This window comes from Cupriavidus sp. MEYA8, from assembly GCF_059278825.1.
In genome coordinates this window covers 2,079,952-2,101,290 of the sequence record NZ_CM181222.1, presented here as the reverse complement: position 1 = coordinate 2,101,290, position 21,339 = coordinate 2,079,952, and the positions used below count along the sequence as shown (strand labels likewise).

Below are 21,339 nucleotides of genomic sequence, written 5' to 3'. Positions count from 1 at the left end.
GCGCACCACGGTCCGGGCCCGGATTGCCACCAGAGGATTCCTATCCAACCCAACACGCTACTGCCATGCCTATCCGAATCGCCCGTTTGCTGTCCCCGCTGGCCGTGGGACTCGCCCTGCTCTCTTGCGCCCTGCCCGCCACCGCCGCACCGCAAGCTGCACCGCTCGATGCGGAAGCGCTGTTCCGCCAGGCCGGTACCAGCGGCACCATCGTCGTCCACGACCTGCGCCGCGATCGCGTGCTGACCTACAACGCTGCGCGCGCGGCCAGGCCGTATTCGCCTGCGTCGACCTTCAAGATCATGAATTCGCTGATCGGCCTGGACAGCGGCGCCGTGGCCGAAATCGACCACGACAAGCTGCCGTGGGACGGCAAGGTCTGGCTGGTCGGCGGCAAGGCTGTCCTGCCCGAAGCCTGCAATGCCGACGTGCCGCTGCGCGTGGCCTTCCCCAACTCATGCGTGCCCGCCTACCAGGCGCTGGCGCGACGGGTCGGCAGCCCGGCCTACCAGCGCTACCTGACCGCCTCGCATTACGGCAATGCCGACAGCTCGGGACCGGTCGACCGCTTCTGGCTCAATGGCCGGCTGCAGATCTCAGCCAACCAGCAGATCGATTTCCTCAAGGGGCTGGTGCAGCGCACGCTGCCGTTCTCGCCGGCCGCGTTCGATGGCGTGGACCGGCTGACGGTGATCGAACGCACCGCAGGCTATACGCTGCACGCCAAGACCGGCTGGGCCGATTCGGCGCAGCCGGCGGTGGGATGGCTGGTGGGATGGGTGGAGCGCGGCGGAGACAACTACCTGTTCGCGCTCAATCTCGATCTCCTCAAACCCGAGCACGCCAAGGCACGGATGGAGATTGCACGCGCGGCGCTGCGGCAGGCCGGGGCGCTGCCGGATTGAGTTGCAGCCGACGCCTACGGCACCGTCCCGCCGAGCTGCCGCAATAGCTTCTTCACGATGTCATCGTGCAATGCCAGCGCGGCAGCGAGCGTGGGCGCGCCGTAGCTTTCGTTGTCCTGCTCCCCCATGCCAGTCACGCGGGTCACGAACAGCGGCGCTTCCCCTGATGCCTGCGCCAGTCCGCGAAAGCGCGTGGTGACCACGCCGCCGCTGTCCTGCAGCAGCGTGCGGCGGAACACCGGATCGTTCTCAGCCATCCAGCGCTCCCATTCCTCACGTGCCGCCACCTCCACCGGCCGGTTTTTCAGGTCCAGCACGTAGTAGCGGCTCCACTGGCCAGTCTCGGCGCGGGCCTTCATCTCTTGCTCCGGGTTGCTAGTTTCGGTCTGTCTTTACGCTAGCCAGCCAGGCGCCGCCGCGCAAGCGCAGTGTTCCAAAAGCCACTCCAGCCCGCCTGCGGCGCTTTCACCCACGGGTTTTCCCGCAGTTGAGTTCTGCCGTCGAGTATTCTTTAATTCAACCTGAATTAATTAATACAAAGCCGACGCGCCCACCAGCGTCGGCCAAAGGACGGAGACAACATGACCGCATCCAAGGCAGGCCGTGGCGTGAATTCCGCCAGCTTGCGCCTGTACAACGAACGCGCGCTGCTGCTGGCGTTGCGCCGCGCCGGCGAGGCGTCGAAGGCCGATCTGGCGCGGATGGCGCAGCTGACCAACACCGCGGTCGGCAGCATCGTGCAGACCCTGGCCGACGAAGGCCTGGTGGAGCAGGCCGGCCGCCGCACCGAGGGCCAGCGCGGGCAACCCGCCAGCCTGATCCGGCTCAAGGCCAAAGGCGCCTTCGGCATTGGCGTGAGGCTCGACCGCGGCAGCATCGAGACCGTGATGGTGGACTTTGCCGGCGAGCTGCTCGCCAGCCATGCGCACCAGCTGGTCCTGCCTCATCCCGAGCAGGCGCTGGAACTGGTGCGGCGCGATATCGACGCGATGCGCGCCCGGCTCAGCCCGGGCGAGCAGAAGCGGCTGCTGGGAATCGGCGTGGCGCAGCCCTATAACCTTGGGGCGTGGCTGCGCGAGCTCGACGTGCAGGGCGAGGACTTCCAGGCAAGCTTCCGCGCCTGGGACGAAGCCGACTTCGCCGCGATGCTCAACGCCGTCACTGGCCTGCCGGTGTTCAGCGAGAACGACGGCACCGCGGCCGCGGTAGCCGAGCTGTTCTACGGGCGCCACCACGCGCAGCATTTCCTCTATGTGTTCCTCGGCCCCGCCATCGGCGGCGGCGTGGTGATCAACGGCGACTGCGTGCGCGGCGTTTCCGGCAATGCCGGCGACATCGCCATGATGCCGGTGCCGCCCAGCACCCTGCCGTCAGCGCCGGCGCCTGCCGGCAAGCGCCGCGACCTGCTGCTGTCGCGCGCCTCGCTCAATGCGCTGACGCGCCACCTGCGCTATCACGGCGTGGCGGTCGACGGCCATGCCGACCTGCAGCGCCAGGCCGAGCTGGGCCACCCGGCGGTGGCGCAATGGATCGACGACTGCGTCGACGCGCTGGCGCCGGCGCTGCAATCGGCGCTGGCGGTGCTGGACGTGCCGCTGGTGATCTTCGACGCCGACATCGACGGCGGGCTGGTGCCGGCGCTGATCGACCGGCTGCAGCAGGCCCTGAACGACAGCGCCCCGGAAGCGCGCACGCCCGCCACCGTGGTGCGCGGCTGCTTCGGCGCCAACGCCGGCGCGGTCGGCGCGGCGTCGCTGCCGATGTTCATGAATTTCTCGCCGCGTGCCGAGCTGCTCAAGGGCGCCTCGGCCATTGTCCCGGAGGCCCGCCATGCCATGGTCTGAAGCATCACGCACCCTGCCCCAGCCCCAGCAGCAGCGCCCCCATGGCGCCGCCGCTGCCGGGCCGCTGCTGGCGCTGCGCAATATCTCCAAGACCTTTCCCGGCGTGAAGGCGCTCAGCAATGTGCAGCTGACCGTCTACGCGGGCGAAGTCCATGCGCTGATGGGCGAGAACGGCGCCGGCAAGTCGACACTGATGAAAATCCTCTCCGGCGCCTACACCGCCGATCCCGGCGCCGAATGCCGCATCGCCGGCGAGCCGGTCGCTTTCGGCGGCCCGGCCGCGGCACGCGAGCATGGCATCGCGGTGATCTACCAGGAGCTGAGCCTGGCGCCGAACCTGAGCGTGGCCGAGAACATCTACCTCGGCCGGCATCTGCACCGCCATGGCATGGTTGACCGCGCCGCGATGGCCAGCGCGTGCGAAGCCACGCTGGCGCGGCTCGGGGCAGACTTCACGCCAGCCACGCCGGTGCATACGCTGTCGATCGCGCAGCGCCAGCTGGTCGAGATTGCGCGCGCGGTGCATTTCGAGACGCGCATCCTGGTGATGGACGAGCCCACCACGCCGCTGTCGACCCGCGAGACCGACCGGCTGTTCGCGCTGATCCGCCAGCTGCGTGCCGAAGGCATGGCGATCATCTACATCAGCCATCGCATGGCCGAGATCGACGAGCTGGCCGACCGCGTCACGGTGCTGCGCGACGGCTGCTTCGTCGGCACGCTGGAGCGCGACAACCTGACCCGGGCAGCGCTGGTCAAGATGATGGTGGGCCGCGACCTGTCCGGCTTCTACACCAAGACCCATGGCGAGACACGCCAGGGCGAGATCATGCTGTCGGTGCGCAATATGTCCGATGGCCGGCGCGTGCTGCCGTGCAGCTTCGACCTGCGCGCCGGCGAAGTGCTGGGGCTGGCCGGCCTGGTCGGCGCCGGCCGTACCGAACTGGCGCGGCTGATCTTCGGCGCCGATGCGCGCAGCGCTGGCGCGGTGTTCGTCGCCGGCACGCCGCTGGCCATTTCGAGCCCGCGCCAGGCGATCGACGCCGGCATCGCCTACCTGACCGAAGACCGCAAGCTGCAGGGGCTGTTCCTGGATCAGAGCGTGCACGAGAACATCAACCTGATCGTGGCGGCCCGCGACGCGCTGCGCGGCGGCCGGCTCAACCGCGCCAGCGCCCGCCAGCGCACCACGCAGGCAATCCGCTCGCTCGGCATCCGCGTGGCGCACCCGCAGGTCAACGTGGGCGCGCTGTCAGGCGGCAACCAGCAGAAGGTGATGCTGTCGCGGCTGCTGGAAACGCGGCCGCGCGTGCTGATCCTGGATGAGCCGACGCGCGGCGTGGATATCGGCGCCAAGGCGGAGATCTACCGGCTGGTAGACGAGCTGGCCCGCTCGGGCGTGGCCGTGCTGCTGATTTCCAGCGAGCTGCCGGAGGTGGTCGGCCTGTGCGACCGCGTGCTGGTGATGCGCGAAGGCGAGCTGGTCGGCGAAGTGGCTGGTTGTGCCGATGCGGCTGGCATGCAGGAACGGATTATTGCGCTGGCGACCGGGGCGGGTGGGGACATTCAACCCACCACACTGCATTGACGGTCCCCGCGGTTTGCTTCCCTCTCCCGCAAGCGGGAGGGGAGCAAACAATCGGTTCATCAGTCGCCAATCGCAAAACATAAATGCACCTAAGCACGTCGGCCCACGCAGGCACGACGTTCCGACAAGGAGACAACATGCGCAACCCCTTCCACCCCGCCGCCCACGCCGCTGCCGCGGCCGCACCTTCCACCGGCCCCGCCCTGCCCGGCGCCGCCGGCCGCGCCACCACGCAGGAACGCCTGCGCGCGCTCGGCATGCTGCCGGTGCTGGTGCTGCTCTGCTTCGGCTTCACGCTGCTGACCGACAACTTTGCCAGCCTGCAGAACCTGTCGATTATCGCGCAGCAGGCGTCGATCAACCTGGTACTGGCGGCGGGCATGACCTTTGTCATCCTGACCGGCGGCATCGACCTGTCGGTGGGCTCGATCCTGTCGGTGTCCGCGGTGGTGGCGATGCTGGTTTCGCTGATGCCGCAGCTGGCGGCGCTGAGCGTGCCGGCGGCGCTGCTGTGCGGGTTGCTGTTCGGCCTGTTCAACGGCGCGCTGATCGCCTTCATGAAACTGCCGCCGTTCATCGTCACGCTGGGCAGCCTGACCGCAGTGCGCGGACTGGCCCGGCTGGTTGGGAATGACAGCACCGTCTACAACCCCGACATCTCCTTTGCCTTCATCGGCAACGGCGACCTGCTGGGCGTGCCCTGGCTGGTGGTGATCGCGGCGGCCGTGGTGGCGGTGTCGTGGCTGGTGCTGCGACGCACGGTGCTGGGCCTGCAGATCTACGCCGTCGGCGGCAATGCCGAAGCGGCGCGGCTGTCGGGCATCAAGGTCTGGGTGGTGCTGCTGTTCGTCTATGCCGTGTCCGGGCTGCTGTCGGGGCTGGGCGGCGTCATGTCGGCGTCGCGGCTGTACGCGGCCAATGGCCTGCAGCTGGGCCAGTCCTACGAGCTCGATGCCATCGCCGCGGTGATCCTGGGCGGCACCAGCTTCGTCGGCGGGGTCGGCTCGATCGCCGGCACGCTGGTGGGCGCGCTGATCATCGCGGTGCTGTCCAACGGGCTGATCCTGCTGGGCGTGTCGGACATCTGGCAGTACATCATCAAAGGGCTGGTGATCATCGGCGCGGTGGCGCTGGACCGCTACCGTCAGAAGGGTTCGGCGCGGACCTGAGCAACGCACTGACAGGAGACAGATCGATGATCAAGCCCGTTCCCTTCCTCCGCGCACTGGCAGCGGTCGCAATGGCCGCGCTCTGCGCGCTGCCGGCCGCCGCGCAGACGCCGTCGCAGTCCGCCGTACAAGCCCCGCAGCGCCAGCTCAAAAAGGTCGGCGTAACGCTGGGCTCGCTCGGCAACCCGTACTTCGTCGCGCTGGCGCGCGGCGCCGAGGCCGCGGCCCGGCAGGTCAATCCCGACGTGAAAGTCACCGTGCTGTCGGCGGACTATGACCTGAACAAGCAGTTCACCCATATCGACAGCTTTATCGTCGCCAGGGTCGACCTGATCCTGATCAACGCGGCGGATGCGCGCGCGATCGAGCCTGCGGTGCGCAAGGCGCGCAAGGCCGGCATCGTGGTGGTCGCGGTCGACGTGGCCGCCGCCGGCGCCGATGCCACGGTGCAGACCGACAACACCCAGGCCGGCGAACTGGCCTGCGGCTTCATCGCCGAGCGTCTCAAGGGGCGCGGCAACGTGATCATCCAGAACGGGCCGCCGGTGTCGGCCGTGCTCGATCGCGTCAAGGGCTGCAAGGCCGTGCTGGCGCGGCACCCTGACATCCGCATCCTGTCGGACGACCAGGACGCCAAGGGCTCGCGCGAGGGTGGCCTGAACGTGATGCAGCTGTACCTGACGCGCTTTCCCAAGGTCGACGCTGTCTTCACCATCAACGACCCGCAGGCGGTGGGCGCCGACCTGGCCGCGCGCCAGCTCAACCGCCGCGGCATCCTGATCGCTTCGGTGGACGGCGCGCCCGACATCGAAGCCGCGCTGAAGGCGGATACGCTGGTGCAGGCCTCGGCCAGCCAGGACCCGTGGGCGATCGCCCGCACCGCGGTGCAGCTGGGCGTCGGCATGATGAACGGGCAGCGTCCCGCCACCCCGACCGTGCTGCTGCCGTCGACGCTGGTGACGCGCGCCAACGTCAGCCAGTACAAGGGCTGGGCCACGCCGCGCTGAGCGGCAGGCCCGCCATCTTTCCAATCTCTCTTGCCGAACGCACCGTTTCTACCCCACATGCCTGACAGTCTTTCCGCCGCGATCCACGCCCCCGAATTTGACTTCGTATTGTTCGGCGCCACCGGCGACCTGGCGCGGCGCAAGCTGCTGCCGGCGCTGTTCGATGCGCACGCCGCCGGCGCGCTGCACCCGCGCGGGCGCATCCTGGCGCTGGGCAGCCAGCCGCTGTCGCACGACGCCTACGTGGCCATGCTCAACGACGAGGTGCTGCCGGCGCTGGCCGGCAACGCCGCGGCATGGCAAGGCTTCCTGGAGCGCATCGTGTACCTGCAGGTCGATGCCAACGCCGATGCCGGCTTCGACGCGCTGGCCGAACTGGTCAACGCCCGCGCCGCGCCGGTGGTGGTGTGCTACCTGGCGACCGCGCCGCACCTGTTTGCCACCATCTGCGCGCAGCTGGCGCGCGTGGGGCTGGCCGGCGAGCGCAGCCGGGTGGTGCTGGAAAAGCCGCTCGGCCATGACCTGGCATCGTCCGAGGACATCAATGCCGAAGTGGCGCGGCATTTCGCCGAGGACCGCATCTACCGCATCGACCACTACCTCGGCAAGGAGTCGGTGCAGAACCTGATGGCGATGCGCTTCGGCAACGTGTTGTTCGAGCCGCTGTGGCGGCGCGAATGGGTACGGCAGGTACAGATCACCATTGCCGAGGAGCTGGGCGTGGAGCGCCGCGGCGGCTTCTACGACGGCATCGGCGCGCTGCGCGACATGGTGCAGAACCACTTGCTGCAGCTGCTGTGCATGGTGGCGATGGAGCCGCCCACCAGCCTGTCCGAAGACGCCATCCGCGACGAGAAGCTCAAGATCCTGAAGGCGCTGCGTCCGATCCGCACCGAGGACGTGGCCGAGAAAGTGGTACGCGGCCAGTATTGCCGTGGCGCCGCGGGGGGCAACCCGGTGCCAGGCTACGCCAGCGAGCCGGGCATCGCCCCGGACAGCCGCACCGAAACCTTCGTCGCCATCCGCGCCGAGATCGCCAACTGGCGCTGGGCCGGCGTGCCGTTCTACCTGCGTACCGGCAAGCGCATGCAGTCGCGCGTGGCGGAGATCGTGATCCATTTCCACGACGTGCCGTACCCGCTGTTCCCGCATCCGCTGGGCACCATGGCCGGCAACCGGCTGGTGATCACGCTGCAGCCGGAGGAAAGCATCCGCCTCTATTTCCTGACCAAGCAGCCGGGCGACACGCAGGCGCTGCAGCCCGCTTCGCTCGACCTGCAGCTGAACAGCGCGGCGCCGCGCGTGCGGCGCGTGGGCGCCTATGAGCGGCTGCTGCTCGACGTGATCCGCGGCCGGCTGGGCCTGTTCGTGCGCCGCGACGAGCAGGTGCAGGCCTGGCGCTGGGTCGCGCCGATCCTGCAGGCGTGGGAGAACACCACCGCGCCGCCCAAGCCATATACCGCCGGCACCTGGGGGCCGGCGGCCTCCAGCGCCCTGCTGTCGCGCGACGGCCAGGCCTGGCACGAAGAAATGTAGGAGCCATCGACATGACCACCACCCTCCCCGCCTGGCAAGCGCTGCGCGCGCATGCCGAGACCATGCGCCACACCCATATGCGCGACTGGTTCGACGGCCCGCATGGCGTGGCGCGCGCCGAGCGCTTCACCGCCGAGGCCTGCGGCCTGACGCTCGACTACGCCAAGAACCGGGTCACCGACGAGACGCTGCAACTGCTGCTCGAGCTGGCGGCACAGGCGCGCGTCAGCGAGCGGCGTGATGCCATGTTCGCCGGCGAGCCGGTCAATACCACCGAGCGCCGCGCCGCGCTGCATGTCGCGCTGCGCGCTTACCCCGAGGACGGCTACCGCGCGCTTGGCGTGCCGGTTGGCGCGGACGTCGCCACGGTGCTGGGCCAGATGGAACGATTTGCCGATGCCGTGCGTGGCGGTGCCTGGACCGGCTTTGACGGCCGCGCGATCACCGATGTGGTCAATATCGGCATCGGCGGCTCTGACCTGGGGCCGCGCATGGTATGCCGTGCGCTGGCGGGCGCCGAGAGTGCGAACAGTGCCGACAGCGCCGGGCCACGCATGCATTTCGTCGCCAACGTCGACGGCAGCGACCTGGCGCGCACGCTGGCACCGCTGGACGCCGCCACCACGCTGGTGATCGTCTGCTCCAAGACCTTCACCACGCTGGAAACCATGGCCAACGCAGGCACCGCGCGCGACTGGTTCATGCAGCAGGGTGCGTCGCGCGCGGACCTGGCGCGCCATTTCGTGGCGGTCTCGACCAACCGCGACGCGGTGGCCGCGTTCGGCATCGACCCGGCCAACATGTTCCCGTTCTGGGACTGGGTGGGAGGACGCTTTTCGCTGTGGTCGGCGGTGGGCCTGTCGATCGCCGTGGCAGTGGGCTTCGGGCGCTTCCGCGAACTGCTCGACGGCGCGCGCGCGATGGACCTGCATTTCGCCAGCGCGCCTGCAGCGCGGAACCTGCCGATGCTGCTGGGGCTGCTCGATGTCTGGTATCGCAGCTTCCTCGGCGCCGGCAGCCGCTGCGTGGCCCCCTACTGCGAACCGCTGGAACTGCTGCCCGCCTTCCTGCAGCAGCTGGAGATGGAAAGCAATGGCAAGTCGGTGCGCCTCGACGGCGGCAGCATCCAGGCAGGCTCGGCCCCGGTGGTGTGGGGTACGACCGGCACCAACGGCCAGCACGCCTATTTCCAGATGATGCACCAGGGCTCGCAGCTGGTTCCGGTAGACTTCATCGCCACGCTGGAGCCGGTCAGCGACCTGCCCGGGCACCATGCCAAGCTGCTGGCCAACTGCTTCGCGCAGGGAGAGGCGCTGCTGCGCGGCCGCACCGCGCAAGAAGTGCGGTCCGAAGGCGTCAGCGATGAAGCCCTGGTGCCCCACATGGTGTTCGAAGGCAACCGGCCCAGCAATACGCTGCTGCTGCGGCGGCTGGATCCGTGGCACCTTGGTGCGCTGCTCGCATTGGCCGAGCACCGGACCTTCGTGCAGGGCGCGCTGTGGCAGATCAATTCCTTCGACCAGTGGGGCGTGGAACTGGGCAAGAAGCTGGCCGCACCGATCCAGCGCGAGCTGGAAGGCACGGCGGCCGCGGCCCCGCACGATGCCTCTACCGCCGCGCTGATCCGCCGCGCGCAGGCCGCTCTCGCCCCGCAAGACGCCGCGGCCTGAGCTTTCCGCCGGAGATACCCTTATGTCCACGCCAACCTCCCTGCCCCGCTATGTCGTCTTTGGCGAAGCCCTGACTGACATGGTGCGCCAGCCCGACGGCAGCTGGCTGGGCCTGCCTGGCGGCTCGTGCTGGAACGTGGCGCGCGCCGGCGCGCGGCTGGGCCTTGCCACCGCATTCGCCGGCGCCGTCAGCCAGGACCTGTTCGGCGACGACCTCGCCCGCGCCAGCGCCGCGGCCGGGCTCGATACGCGCTTCCTGCAGCGCGTGCCGCACTCGCCCTTCCTTGCCTTCGTCGCCTCGCGCCATCCGCCGCAGTATTTCTTTGTCGGCGACGACAGCGCCGACCTGCACTTCGATGCCGCCGCGCTGCCCGCCGGCTGGCGCCAGGCGGCAGAAGTCGTGCATTTCGGCTCGATCAGCCTGGTGCGCCAGCCGCTGGCCGCACGGCTGTGCGAAGAGGCCACCCAGGCTGCGCAGGCCGGCAAGCGCATCGCCTTCGATCCCAACTTCCGCGACCTGATGCGCACGCCTGGCTACGCCGCGGTGCTGGCGCATATGCTGCGCCTGGCCAGCTACGTCAAGATCTCCGACGAAGACCTGGCGGGGCTGTTCCCCGGCCTCGACACCTGTGCCGCACTCGCACAGGTGCGCGCCATGGCGCCGGATGCCACCGTGATGCTGACGCGCGGCGCGCAGGGCATGACGCTGTGCAAGGGCGATGTCAGGGTCGAACAGCAGGCCTTGCGCGTTGAAGTCGCCGATACGGTCGGCTGCGGCGATGCTGCCATGGGCGGATGGATGGCCGGCGTGCTGTCGGGCGCCGCGCACGATCTGGCGGCGCAGGCGCGGCTTGCTGCGGCAGCCGCGGCGGTAGCAGCGACGCGGGCCGGGGCGTATCCGCCGTCGCGCGAAGAAGTCGAGGGCCTGATGAACTCTACGGCAAGAACGCCGGCGACAACAACCGCAACCCGATCGTAAAAAACCGCTCGCCGGTCCCGCCGCCGAACACATTGCCATAGGTGGTATCGACCTGCACCCGGTCCCGCACGACCCAGAAGCGCAGGCCCGCCCGGAACGATGGGGTTGTCGCCAATGGAAGCCACTGCAGGCAGCGATGCCGCGCCTGCAGCCGCAAGACTGCAGTTGCTCAGCGCGCCATGGCGGCCCGGGACGATCCCCTTCCGCGGGAATGACTGGAACAACTGTCCACGGATAGCTCCGTTTATCAGAACGGGGCGCAGTGTAATGTCTGCGTCGGAAGCGGATCAACCCATCTGCGGCATGGATTTCGTGCTGGTCAGGAACCGGCCTTGTAGTTGGTTTCCTTGACGATGCGGGCCCAGCGGGCCGTGTCTTCGGCGATGGTGGTGGCGAACTGCTCCGGCGTGCTGCCGACCGCCTCATAGTCGATCGCCGCCAGCTTCTCCTTCATCTCCGGCAGCGCAACGATGCGCGTCACCTCCTGGTTCAGCCGGTTGACGATCTCCTTCGGCGTCCCCGCCGGCGCCAGCAAGCCGGCCCACGAGTTGAACGCCATGCCGTCGAAGCCAGCCTCCTGCATGGTCGGCACCTGCGGCAGCGCCGGCGATCGCCTGGAGGCAAACACCGCCAGCGGACGCAGCTTGCCCGCCTTGATCATCGCCATCGAGTTGAACGGATCGATGGTCATGTCTACCTCGCCCGACACCACCGCCTGCATCTGCGGGCCGGTGCCCTTGTACGAAGCGCTGACGACATCGGGAATGCCCGCGCTTGCCTTGAAGCTCGCGCCGATCAGCTCGATCATGCTGCTGCCTGCCGACAGGCTCAGCGGCCGGGTCTTGGACTTGGCCAGCGCCACGAACTCCTGCACCGTCCTGGCCGGCACCGACGGATGCACCACCATCACGAAGCCGATATTGCTGATCAGCGAGATCGGCGCAAAGCTCTTCAGCGGGTCGTAGCCTGCCTTGTACAACAGCGGGCTGAGCGTCTGCGCGCCGGCGGTGTTGAGCAGCAACGTGTAGCCGTCCGGCGCCGCGCGCGCAACGATATCGGTGCCGATGATGCCGTTGGCGCCGGGACGGTTCTCCACCACCACCGACTGCTTCAGCGCCTCGCCCAGCTTCTGCGAGATCAGCCGCGCCACCACATCCGTGGCGCCGCCAGGAGAGAACGGCACCACCATGCGGATCGGCTTGCTGGGATAGGTATCGCTCCAGGCCAGCGTGGGCAGGGTGCCCAGCACGGCGGCGCACAGCAGCGCGCGGCGGCGCAGGTTGACGATCATGGGGCTGTCTCCGGTTTGCGGGCTATGCCAGTTCAGGGCCAGCCCTGCTGTTATTCATGATGGTAAATCAGATTTTATTCCCATGAATTTCATCGTCAACTGAGGGTATGTACGGACGACGTTGACCACGTCGCGAAGCCGCCTAAGCAAAAACCTTGCCAATCACCCCTGCTCCAAGCTGGGTGTCTCTTTCCACTCCCAGTTTGAATCCCTACGCGCTGATCGCGACAACGGTCGCGCAGCGACAACCAACTCCCTGCCTCGCCTTTTGCGACAACGCTTTCCGGCACATGACCGTGCCACGCGAGCGAGCTGGCGAAAGCCCATGACGGGGTTACAGGGCTATGTGCGGTACCGCACATAGCCGATCCATTGGTCATCCTGCGGCCCCTACAAATTAATAGCGAAAGGGCCCGTCGGGCCCTCTTGCAAGGCTGCATGCCAACTCCTGAGGGACAGGCAGCAATGCTGGCGGGAGGCGGCCTGTTGACGCATGGAATACGACAACGCCGCTCGAATTCATGGGGTGCAATTGCCTACGGTGAGGGGAGATATGATCAACAACATCAGTAGTGGCCGAGCCACGCCAATGCTCACGGCTGCCATCCTGGCTGCCGCACTAGGCCTGACGTCGCGCACGCCGCAGGCCCAGGTGACAGACCCACTGGCGGGTCTGCGTTCACTCAAGACGGTTACGGTTCCCGGTCCGCCTGCCGAAGTCCTGGACGAGTTCGTCAAGGACAAGGCGGCCGCCATCCAGCTCGGAAAGGCGCTGTTCTGGGACATGAAGGTGGGCAGCGACAACAAGACCTCTTGCGCAAGCTGCCACTTCCATGCCGGCGTCGATAACCGCATCACGAACCAGCTTTCTCCAGGTTCAGGTGCGCCCGGCACCGATAGAACCTTCCAGCTGGGGCGGCCCAACTACACCTTCAAGCCGGAAGACTTTGGGTTCACCAAGCATGTGGACGTGAACCAGCCGCAGCCGCAACTCTCGAACGTCAACGAGGTTTCCGGCTCGCAGGGGGTGTTCACGGCCAACTTCATCGACTTTGGCACAGGCAGCACGGGCGATGCCTGCGCCAATGTTTCCGATGACATCTTCCACGGCGGCTCGGGATTCAACATCAACGGCATCAACACGCGGCAGGTGACCGGACGCAATACTCCTTCCGTCATCAACGCGGTATTCAATTTCCGCAATTTCTGGGATGGGCGCGCCAACAACATGTTCAACGGCGGCGACCCGTTTGGCATGCGCAATCCATATGACCTTGTGTGGAAAAGTGAAGGTGGCGTCCTCAGGCAAGTCAAGCTGGCAATCCCTGGCGCGTCCCTGGCGTCGCAAGGTAGCGGCCCTCCCCTGAGCTCGGTCGAGATGAGTTGCAATGGACGGTCATTCATGAAACTCGGCAAGAAGCTGCTCGGCCAGCGTCCTTTGTCAGGCCAGGCGATCGCGGCGGATGACAGCGTACTTGGTCCCCTGGTGATATTACGCAACAAGGATCAGGTGCCGACCTACTCCGAGATGATCAAGAAGGCATTCCGCTCCGAGTACTGGAACTCACCGACGTTGTTGAGGATGTCGGCCGCGGATGAGGCGAAATTTGCTTCGATGGATTTGTCGCCTCGCCAGGTCAAGCGCAGCACCGGGAAATTCGAGGTAAGCCAGATGGAAGCCAACTTCGCGCTCTTCTTCAGCCTCGCCGTTCAGCTTTACGAGTCCACCTTGATTGCCAACGATACGCCGGTCGACCGCTACCTCGATGGCCAGACCGGGGCCCTGAATGAGCAGCAGTTGCGTGGCGCCAGGATCTTCACCGGCACAGGTCGCTGCAGCCGCTGTCACTCGGGCGCTGAGCTGACCGCCGCCTCATTCTCCAGCGTGACCGCGCAGCGGCTCAGGCGGATGCCGATGGGTGACGGGCTCGAAGCGGTCTATGACAATGGCTTCTACAACATCGGCGTGCAACCGACCGCAGAAGATCTCGGCGTAGGCGGGCTGGATCAGTTCGGCAATCCGTTGTCCGAAACGCGGATGGCGCAGCAGGGCAAAACCCATTTGCTGGGGAACGGCTTCGATGCCACCAAGGAAACCACAGTCGGAACTGAACAGCGGGTGGCGGTTGACGGTGCCTTCAAGACACCAAGCCTGCGCAACCTGGAGTTTACCGGCCCCTATTTCCATAACGGCGGCAAATCTACCCTGATGCAGGTGGTCGACTTCTATAACCGTGGCGGCGATTTCGGGGACGTCAACAGGGCTAACCTGGACCGGGGCATTACGCCGCTCGGCCTGAGCGAGACGGACAAGCAAGACCTGGTGGCTTTCCTGCTAGCCCTGAGTGATGACCGCGTTCGCTATCGCAAGGCGCCGTTCGACCACCCCTCGCTGTGCGTCCCCCAAGGGCATAAGGTCGGCGATTCCGGGGCCCTGCTGCAGGACGGAAGCACCGGGAACGGCGTAGACAACACGGAGTGCATTGGCGCGGTGGGCGCGGGCGGCGCGAGCAGCGGCCTCAAGCCGTTCCTCAACCTCGATCCGTTCCAGCGCTAGTGGATGAGCCAGCGGCGATTCGTGCAGCGCGGGTCCCGCTGACTCCCTGATCCCCCGTGCGGCGGCGCACCGCCGCCGCATGATTGTCGGCACAAACTGTCGTGGCGTGACCGCCATTCCAGTGCACGACAATCCAGCAAGACAATGACCAGCGCTGCGACGAAGCGGTGCTGACATTGTCACTGGAGATATATGTCGGTGCCGATTATCGTCTTTACAAGACGGACTGCAGGAATTGCCTGTCGTATTTACTCACGACTCGCATCGCCCCTCAACAAGGGCCAGCTTCCGTTATTATCGGCCGACAAAATATTTCCCGACGAAGCCTACATACACCACCTCGCGCCCCAATAGCATCACGGCTTCCTGATAATCACATGGATTGATTTTTCATTTACTTTCCGGATAGCATGCCGGGCGCGCCGCGTAGCCGCCTCGATGCTTCGCTGCACGCGCATTGCCCCTCCCGGCGGCATATGCCGACCGGCCCGGAAAATGAAAAAAGGTGGAAACATCCACCCGCATAAAAAGGAGACGTGAATGGCACCTTTGCTGTTCAAGGTGGAAGACCGTCCGCCGCGCATTACTACCGTGCTGCTGGCGCTTCAGCATTTGCTTGCCGCCCTCGGCGGCATTATCGCGGTGCCGCTGGTGATCGGCGGGGCATTAAAGCTGCCGACCGCGGAAATCATTGCGCTGGTGAATGCCGCGCTGATCGGCTCGGGCGTCGTAACCATTATTCAATGCAAGGGCGTGGGGCCGGTCGGCATCCGCCTGCCGTGCGTGATGGGCACCAGCTTTTCCTTCGTCGGTGCTGCCATCAGCGTTGGCGCCGAGCACGGCGTGGCCGGCATCCTGGGCTCGGCCCTGGCCGGCTCGCTGCTGATGATCGTCGGCAGCCATTTCATGCCGACCATCCGCAAGCTGTTTCCCCATACCGTCACCAGTGTGGTCGTCACCATGATCGGCCTTTCGCTGATCCCGGTTGCAGTGGACTGGGCCGCCGGTGGCCGCGGCAGCCCGCAGTATGGCGCAGTCGGCAACCTGGCGATTGCGGCCTTCGTGCTGGCGCTGGTGATCGCGATGGTGCAGTGGGGCAAGGGCATGATCTCGGCCTCTGCCATCGTGATCGGCATCCTGGGCGGCTACCTGCTGTGCCTGGCGCTGGGGCTGGTCGATTTCACGCAGATGCGAAATGCGCCGGTGCTCGCGCTGCCGCAGCCGCTGCACTTCGGGTTGACGTTCCCGGTGTCGGGCATCGTTGCAATGGCGATTGCCTACCTGGTGACGACGGTGGAATCCACCGGCACCTTCATGGCGCTCGGCTCGGCCACACAGACGCCGATCACGGGCAACAAGCTGTCGCGCGGCATCCTGTGCGATGGCTTCGGTTCCGCCTTTGCCGCACTGATTTCGAGCCCGCCGCTGTCCACGTTCGCGCAGAACGTCGGCGTGGTGTCGCTGACCGGCGTTGCCAGCCGCCACGTGGTGGCGCTGACCGGCGTGATGCTGCTGCTGGCCGGGCTGTTTCCGGTGCTGGGCGCACTGGTGGTGACGATTCCGCAGCCGGTGCTCGGCGGCGCCGGCCTGATGATGTTCGCGATGATCGTCTCGGGCGGCATCAACATGCTGAGCCGGATCGAGTTCACGCAGCGCAATACGCTGATCGTGGCCGTGTCGATCGGCTGCGGCCTGGCGGTGACGTTCCGCCCGGAGCTGCTGTCCAGGCTGCCGCTGTTTGTGCAGGAAGTATTCGGCTCGGGGATCTCGGTTGGATCGCTGGTGGCGGTGACGCTGAACCTGGTGCTGCCGGGCGGCAAGGCTGAACATGCTGAGGAGGCGCAGCACGACGAAGGGGCGCAACCTTCCGGCGAACTGGCCTGAACGCAACCGCTGCGCAGACGCGGTCGGGCCGGATTCGTGTATGGCACGGATCCGGCCACCAGTGTGACCAGGGGCGGCTTACTGCCCGCCAACGGTCGCATCGACCCGATACACCGCACCACTGGCCGCCGAAGTTCCTGTGTCCGACAGCACATACAGCGCCTGCCCGGCATCCACGCCAAAGGAATAGACGCTACCGGGGATGGTGACATTCCAGTCGACCTGCTCGGCTGCGCCACCGTCGCGGTACACAAAGCTCAACAGCTTGCCCGTGCACAGGTCCGAGTAGAAATAGCGGCCTTGCAGCGCAGCCAGCGCATTGCCCCGGTACACATAGCCGCCGACGATGGCGCAGGCGCCGGCTTCATGGCCGTACTCGAACACCGGCAGCGTCAGCCCGGCCGTATCGCAGGTGGCGGCGCCCACGCACGCGGTGCCCTCCATGCGGTTCCAGCCGTAGTTCAGCCCGGCGCTGGTGGCCGCCGCGACGTCGACTTCCTCGCGCTGGCCCTGGCCGACATCGGCGATATACAGCAGACCGGCATCGAACGAGAACCGCCACGGATTGCGCAGTCCGTATGCCCAGATCTCGCCACGCCTGCCGCTCTGGCCGGCAAACGGGTTGCCGGAGGGAACGCCATAAGGCTGCCCCGATGCGCCGCTGACATCGATGCGCAGCAATTTGCCGAGCAGCACGCCGAGGTTCTGCGCATTGCCTGACGGATCTCCGCCACCACCGCCATCGCCGGTGCCGACATAGAGCATGCCGTCCGTGCCGAACGCCAGCTGGCCGCCGTTGTGGTTCTGGAAGTTGCTGTGCGGGATCGACAGCAATATCGTGCCTGCGGTGTCCGCAACGTCTGGATTGCCCGCCGACACCTGGTAGCGCGCAATGGTGATGGCGCCGTTGTTATCGGTGTAGTAGACGTAGAAGCGGCCGTTGCTGGCATAGCCGGGATCGAATGCCATTGACAGCAGGCCGCGCTCGCCGTCGGTGGTGGTCAGCGCATCGATATTAAGGAAGGGCGTGCCCAGCAGCGTGCCGTTGCGCACGACGCGGATGCGCCCGGCGCGCTCCACGATGAACAAACGCGCGTCGCCCGCGGGCGCGGTGAGATAGATCGGCTCGGCCAGGCCGCCGGCCACTTGCGTCAGCGACAGGCGCACCGGCTGTGGCGAGCCATAGACGACGTTAGCCGTGGCGCCCGCGCCAGCGCCGACGGTCACCGACTGGGCCGGTGGCTGCGGCTGATACTGGCTGGTGCCGGCGAGCACGTCGGCGGCGCTGACGGTGTAGGTGCCGGTGGCAAGATTGGACAAGGTAGTCGACTGGGCGACGGCCTGGCGGTATTGCCCCGGGCCAGTCACCGTAACCAAAGCCGGAGTGCCGGACGGCAGGCCGGTTACCGTCAACGACAGCGTCCCCGGGCCGCCCGGCCCGCTGCCACCGCTACCGCCGGCGTTGCCGGAACTGCCCCCGTCGCCGCCACCGCATGCCACCAGACCCAGGCAGCATGCAAGGAACCATTGGCACAGCGAAGATCGTATTGAGACTGTCATGATGCGCTCCTGCCACCCCGGCGCCAGATACAACGCAAGAACCGCTCCATGGCGGGCAACGTAGCCAGCCCTACCCCTTACCCCCTATCACCCCCTATCACCCCCTGTCGCTCCGCCACACCTGCAGCGGATCCCATGCCGGCGCCGCGTCTTCCGGCTGCGGCAAGGCCTGCGCCTCTGCCATCATCGCTTCGGCCCGCGCCTGCAGCTTGTCCAGGCAGCGCGACAGCACGCGCGCTTCCTCGGCGCTCAGGCATGCTGCCAGCTCGCGATTGAAGGCGCGCGCCTGGGCAAAGGCGCGGCGGTAGACCGCTTCGCCCTCTTCCGTCAGGGTGAACGCGGCTGCGCGCCGGTCCTGCGCACGCGCCTCGCGCCGCACCAGGCCGCGCTCGGCCAGCGCGTGCACGGCCCGGCTGGCAAGCACCTTGTCCAGGCCGGCACTTTGCGCCAGTTCGGTCAGCCGGGTACCCGGCTGCTCGCCCAGGAAGGCGATCATGCGCCATTCGCGCCGCGTCACGCCGGCCGTGGCGCGCAGATGAAGCCCCGCCGCCCCCAGCGCCACGCGGTTCAGGTGATAGACCCGGTAGTTGATGAAATCGCCCAGCCGCCTGGGCCGCTGCAGCCGGCCGCCGCCGTCGTCGTGTGCCATGCCACACCCGCGAATTAGTTGACTTTGTCAATTATATCGACGGGTGTTAGCGTGCCACCCATACCAAACGAATACCTAACGAATACCAAACGACGATCCGGACCGAGGAGACACCGTGAGCCCCCGCAATTGCCTTCCCCGCCTTGCCGCCTGCCTGGCGGCCATTGCCGCCGCCTGGGCGCTGCCCGCCGGCGCGCAGTCGGAGCGCCCGCTGCGCATCCTGGTCGGCTACCCTGCCGGCGGCACCGCCGACCTGGCCGCGCGCCTGGTCGGCGACAAGCTGCGCGAGACCCTGAACCAGAACGTGGTGGTGGAGAACAAGCCGGGCGCAGGCGGCCGGCTGGTGATGGACTATGCCCGCACGCAGCCTGCCGACGGCCATACGCTGGTGGTGGCCAATTCGGCCGTGATGACGATCGCGCCGCTGGTCTACCGCAAGCTCAACTACGACATCCAGCGCGACTTTGTCCCGGTGGCGCAGGCCGCCAACTTCCAGCTGGCACTGGCCACCGGCCCGGCCAGCCCGGCGCGCTCGCTCAAGGACTACGTGGCATGGCTCAAGGCGGGCCCGCAGAACAACTCCTACGCCTCGCCGGCGCTGGGCAGCATCCCGCATTTCTTCGGGCTGATGATCGGCAAGCAGGTCGGCGTGGAGATGCTGCACGTGCCGTTCAACGGATCGGCGCCGCTGATGAGCGCGCTGGTGGGCGGGCAGGTGCCGGCCTCGGTCGATACGCTGGCCGACCTGACCGAGATGCACCGCGCCGGCAAGGTGCGCGTGCTCGCCACTTCCGGCACGCAGCGCTCGGTGGCGCTGCCCGATGTGCCGACCTTCACCGAACTGGGCTACAAGGGCATCGAGGGCGAAGGCCGCTACGGCGTGCTGGCGCCCGCCGGCACGCCGCGGCCGGTGCTGGACAAGCTCAACGCCGCCATCGTCAAGGCGGTGCAGTCGCCCGACTTGCGCGACAAGTTCCTGAAGCTGGGGCTCGAACCGGCCACCGGCACGGCCGACGCGTTTGCCGGCGTGCTGAAGGCAGACGCCGCCAGGTGGGCGCCGGTGGTGAAGGCCTCCGGCTATACCGGCGACTGACAAGCCGCAGCGAGCCACCGTGCCGATCCGCAATACCCTGTTCATCATGTGCGACCAGTTGCGCCGCGACCACCTGGGCTGCTACGGGCACCCCACGCTGCGCACGCGCAATATCGACGCGCTGGCCGCGCGCGGCGTGCGTTTCGACCGCGCCTTCGTCACCTCCGGCGTCTGCGGCCCCAGCCGCATGAGCTTCTACACCGGCCGCTATGTCAGCAGCCACGGCGCCACCTGGAACCGCGTACCGCTGCCGGTGGGCGAAATCACGCTGGGCGAGTACCTGAAGGACAGCGGCCGCGCGCTGGCGCTGGCGGGCAAGACCCACGTGATGCCCGACAACGCCAACCTCAGGCGCCTGCACCTGGACGGCGGTACCGAGCTGGAGACGCTGCTGCGCAGCGGCCATTTCACCGAGGTCGACCGCCACGACGGCCATCATGCCGAGCCGCGCGGCGCCTATGCCGACTGGCTGCGCCGGCAAGGCTACGACAGCGCCGACCCGTGGACCGACTACGTCATCAGCGCCGAGAACGCGCAAGGCGAGATCGTCTCCGGCTGGCACATGCGCAACGCGGGCCTGCCCGCGCGAGTGGCCGAGCCGCATTCCGAGACGGCGTACACCGTCGACCAGGCCATGCAGTACATCGGCGCGCGCGGCGACGAGCCGTGGGTGCTGCACCTGTCGCTGGTCAAGCCGCACTGGCCCTACCTCGCGCCCGCGCCCTATCACGCCGCCTACAAGCTCGACGACTGCCTGCCGCTGCGCCGCCACGCCGCCGAGCTGGAAGACCCGCATCCGGTGCTGTCGGCGTACCGCACGCAGGAGGAATGCGCCAACTTCATGCGCCAGGAAGTGTCGGATACGGTGCGTCCCGCCTACCAGGGCCTGATCCAGCAGATCGACGACCGCCTCGGCCTGCTGTGGGACCAGCTGGAACGCCTTGGCCGCTGGCAGGACACGCTCATTGTCTTTACCGCCGACCATGGCGACTTCCTCGGCGACCACTGGCTGGGCGAGAAGGAGCAGTTCTACGACACCGTGCAGAACGTGCCGCTGATCGTCTACGACCCCTCGCCCGAGGCCGATGCCACCCGCGGCAGCGCGCCGCAGGACATGGTGTCGGCGGTCGACGTGGTGCCGACGGTGCTCGACGCGCTGGGACTGCCTCCGGCCGGCCATCGCATCGAAGGCCGCTCGCTGCTGGACCTGACCGGCTCGCGCGATGCGGGGCCATGGCGTGATTTCGTCGTTTCCGAACTCGACTACGCCTACCGCGGCGCACGGGTCGCGCTCGGCCGCCACCCGGGCGAATGCCGCGCCTGGATGGTGCGCGACGCGCGCTGGAAATACGTCCACTGGCAAGGCTTCCGGCCACAGCTGTTCGACCTGGAAAGCGATCCGGACGAGTACTTCGACCTGGGCGCCGACCCCGGCCATGAAGCCGTGCGCAACGCCATGCGGCTGCGGCTGCTGGACTGGTTCTGCACGCTCAAGCCGCGCGTGACCGTGACCAACGAGGAAGTCGCGGCCAAAACCAACGTGTACAAGCAGGCCGGCGTATTCTTCGGCGTGTGGTGAACGCGGCGGGTACGGAACCTGCAAACCC

The 21,339-nt window shown here is 67.3% G+C and carries 16 protein-coding genes; 12 read left to right on the top strand and 4 right to left on the bottom strand.

Annotated elements, in window-relative coordinates; all coding sequences use genetic code 11:
* The first annotated feature begins 65 nt into the window (after positions 1-65).
* Positions 66-905, top strand: coding sequence for an OXA-1206 family carbapenem-hydrolyzing class D beta-lactamase (gene blaOXA / locus AC5WJ1_RS26570; protein WP_494476721.1), 840 nt, complete (start codon positions 66-68; stop codon positions 903-905).
* Between the two features lie 14 nt (positions 906-919).
* Here blaOXA and AC5WJ1_RS26565 read toward each other — a convergent pair whose 3' ends face one another.
* Positions 920-1,264 (bottom strand): hypothetical protein, encoded by a 345-nt coding sequence (locus AC5WJ1_RS26565; protein WP_133094548.1) that lies wholly within the window; start codon positions 1,262-1,264, stop codon positions 920-922.
* 222 nt (positions 1,265-1,486) lie between these two features.
* Between AC5WJ1_RS26565 and AC5WJ1_RS26560 the strand changes: the two genes are divergently transcribed.
* From AC5WJ1_RS26560 to AC5WJ1_RS26530, 7 genes are all read left to right on the top strand, one after another.
* On the top strand, positions 1,487-2,749 hold the full coding sequence (locus AC5WJ1_RS26560) for an ROK family protein (protein WP_135702811.1): 1,263 nt from the start codon (positions 1,487-1,489) through the stop codon (positions 2,747-2,749).
* Positions 2,736-4,337 (top strand): sugar ABC transporter ATP-binding protein, encoded by a 1,602-nt coding sequence (locus AC5WJ1_RS26555; protein WP_240745808.1) that lies wholly within the window; start codon positions 2,736-2,738, stop codon positions 4,335-4,337. The genes AC5WJ1_RS26560 and AC5WJ1_RS26555 overlap by 14 nt, the downstream gene beginning before the upstream one ends.
* Positions 4,338-4,474: 137 nt before the next feature.
* Entirely contained in the window at positions 4,475-5,506 is a 1,032-nt protein-coding gene (locus tag AC5WJ1_RS26550; protein ID WP_133094546.1) for an ABC transporter permease subunit, read from the top strand.
* A gap of 26 nt (positions 5,507-5,532) precedes the next feature.
* Entirely contained in the window at positions 5,533-6,513 is a 981-nt protein-coding gene (locus AC5WJ1_RS26545) for an ABC transporter substrate-binding protein (RefSeq protein ID WP_494476720.1), read from the top strand.
* 57 nt (positions 6,514-6,570) lie between these two features.
* Positions 6,571-8,049 (top strand): glucose-6-phosphate dehydrogenase, encoded by a 1,479-nt coding sequence (zwf, locus tag AC5WJ1_RS26540; protein WP_195427804.1) that lies wholly within the window; start codon positions 6,571-6,573, stop codon positions 8,047-8,049.
* Positions 8,050-8,060: 11 nt separating this feature from the next.
* Positions 8,061-9,719 carry a glucose-6-phosphate isomerase gene (gene pgi, locus AC5WJ1_RS26535; protein ID WP_195427805.1) on the top strand — a complete coding sequence of 553 codons (1,659 nt, stop codon included), beginning with the start codon at positions 8,061-8,063 and terminating at the stop codon, positions 9,717-9,719.
* A 22-nt stretch (positions 9,720-9,741) separates the two neighbouring features.
* The gene (locus AC5WJ1_RS26530; RefSeq protein ID WP_494476719.1) at positions 9,742-10,698 is read left to right on the top strand and encodes a carbohydrate kinase family protein; all 957 of its coding nucleotides are present in this window, start codon (positions 9,742-9,744) and stop codon (positions 10,696-10,698) included.
* Positions 10,699-11,017: 319 nt separating this feature from the next.
* Here the strand turns inward: AC5WJ1_RS26530 and AC5WJ1_RS26525 are convergent, their stop codons facing one another.
* On the bottom strand, positions 11,018-11,989 hold the full coding sequence (locus tag AC5WJ1_RS26525) for a Bug family tripartite tricarboxylate transporter substrate binding protein (protein ID WP_494476718.1): 972 nt from the start codon (positions 11,987-11,989) through the stop codon (positions 11,018-11,020).
* 493 nt (positions 11,990-12,482) lie between these two features.
* Here AC5WJ1_RS26525 and AC5WJ1_RS26520 point away from each other — a divergent pair, with 493 nt between their 5' ends.
* Together AC5WJ1_RS26520 and AC5WJ1_RS26515 are read left to right on the top strand one after the other, a co-directional pair.
* A complete protein-coding gene (locus tag AC5WJ1_RS26520) occupies positions 12,483-14,546 on the top strand; it encodes a cytochrome-c peroxidase (protein WP_494476717.1) in 2,064 nt (687 codons plus the stop codon).
* Between the two features lie 540 nt (positions 14,547-15,086).
* Positions 15,087-16,430, top strand: coding sequence for a nucleobase:cation symporter-2 family protein (locus tag AC5WJ1_RS26515; protein WP_133094539.1), 1,344 nt, complete (start codon positions 15,087-15,089; stop codon positions 16,428-16,430).
* A gap of 78 nt (positions 16,431-16,508) precedes the next feature.
* On the opposite strand, the gene AC5WJ1_RS26510 is transcribed toward AC5WJ1_RS26515, so the two are convergent.
* Positions 16,509-17,990 carry a PQQ-dependent sugar dehydrogenase gene (locus AC5WJ1_RS26510; RefSeq protein WP_135702819.1) on the bottom strand — a complete coding sequence of 494 codons (1,482 nt, stop codon included), beginning with the start codon at positions 17,988-17,990 and terminating at the stop codon, positions 16,509-16,511.
* A 97-nt stretch (positions 17,991-18,087) separates the two neighbouring features.
* Entirely contained in the window at positions 18,088-18,639 is a 552-nt protein-coding gene (locus AC5WJ1_RS26505) for a MarR family winged helix-turn-helix transcriptional regulator (protein ID WP_195427807.1), read from the bottom strand.
* A gap of 115 nt (positions 18,640-18,754) precedes the next feature.
* Between AC5WJ1_RS26505 and AC5WJ1_RS26500 the strand changes: the two genes are divergently transcribed.
* Both AC5WJ1_RS26500 and AC5WJ1_RS26495 read left to right on the top strand, forming a co-directional pair.
* Complete coding sequence (locus AC5WJ1_RS26500; protein ID WP_135702820.1) at positions 18,755-19,732, top strand: Bug family tripartite tricarboxylate transporter substrate binding protein; 978 nt, start codon at positions 18,755-18,757, stop codon at positions 19,730-19,732.
* A gap of 19 nt (positions 19,733-19,751) precedes the next feature.
* A complete protein-coding gene (locus AC5WJ1_RS26495; RefSeq protein ID WP_135702821.1) occupies positions 19,752-21,311 on the top strand; it encodes a sulfatase-like hydrolase/transferase in 1,560 nt (519 codons plus the stop codon).
* Positions 21,312-21,339: the final 28 nt, after the last annotated feature.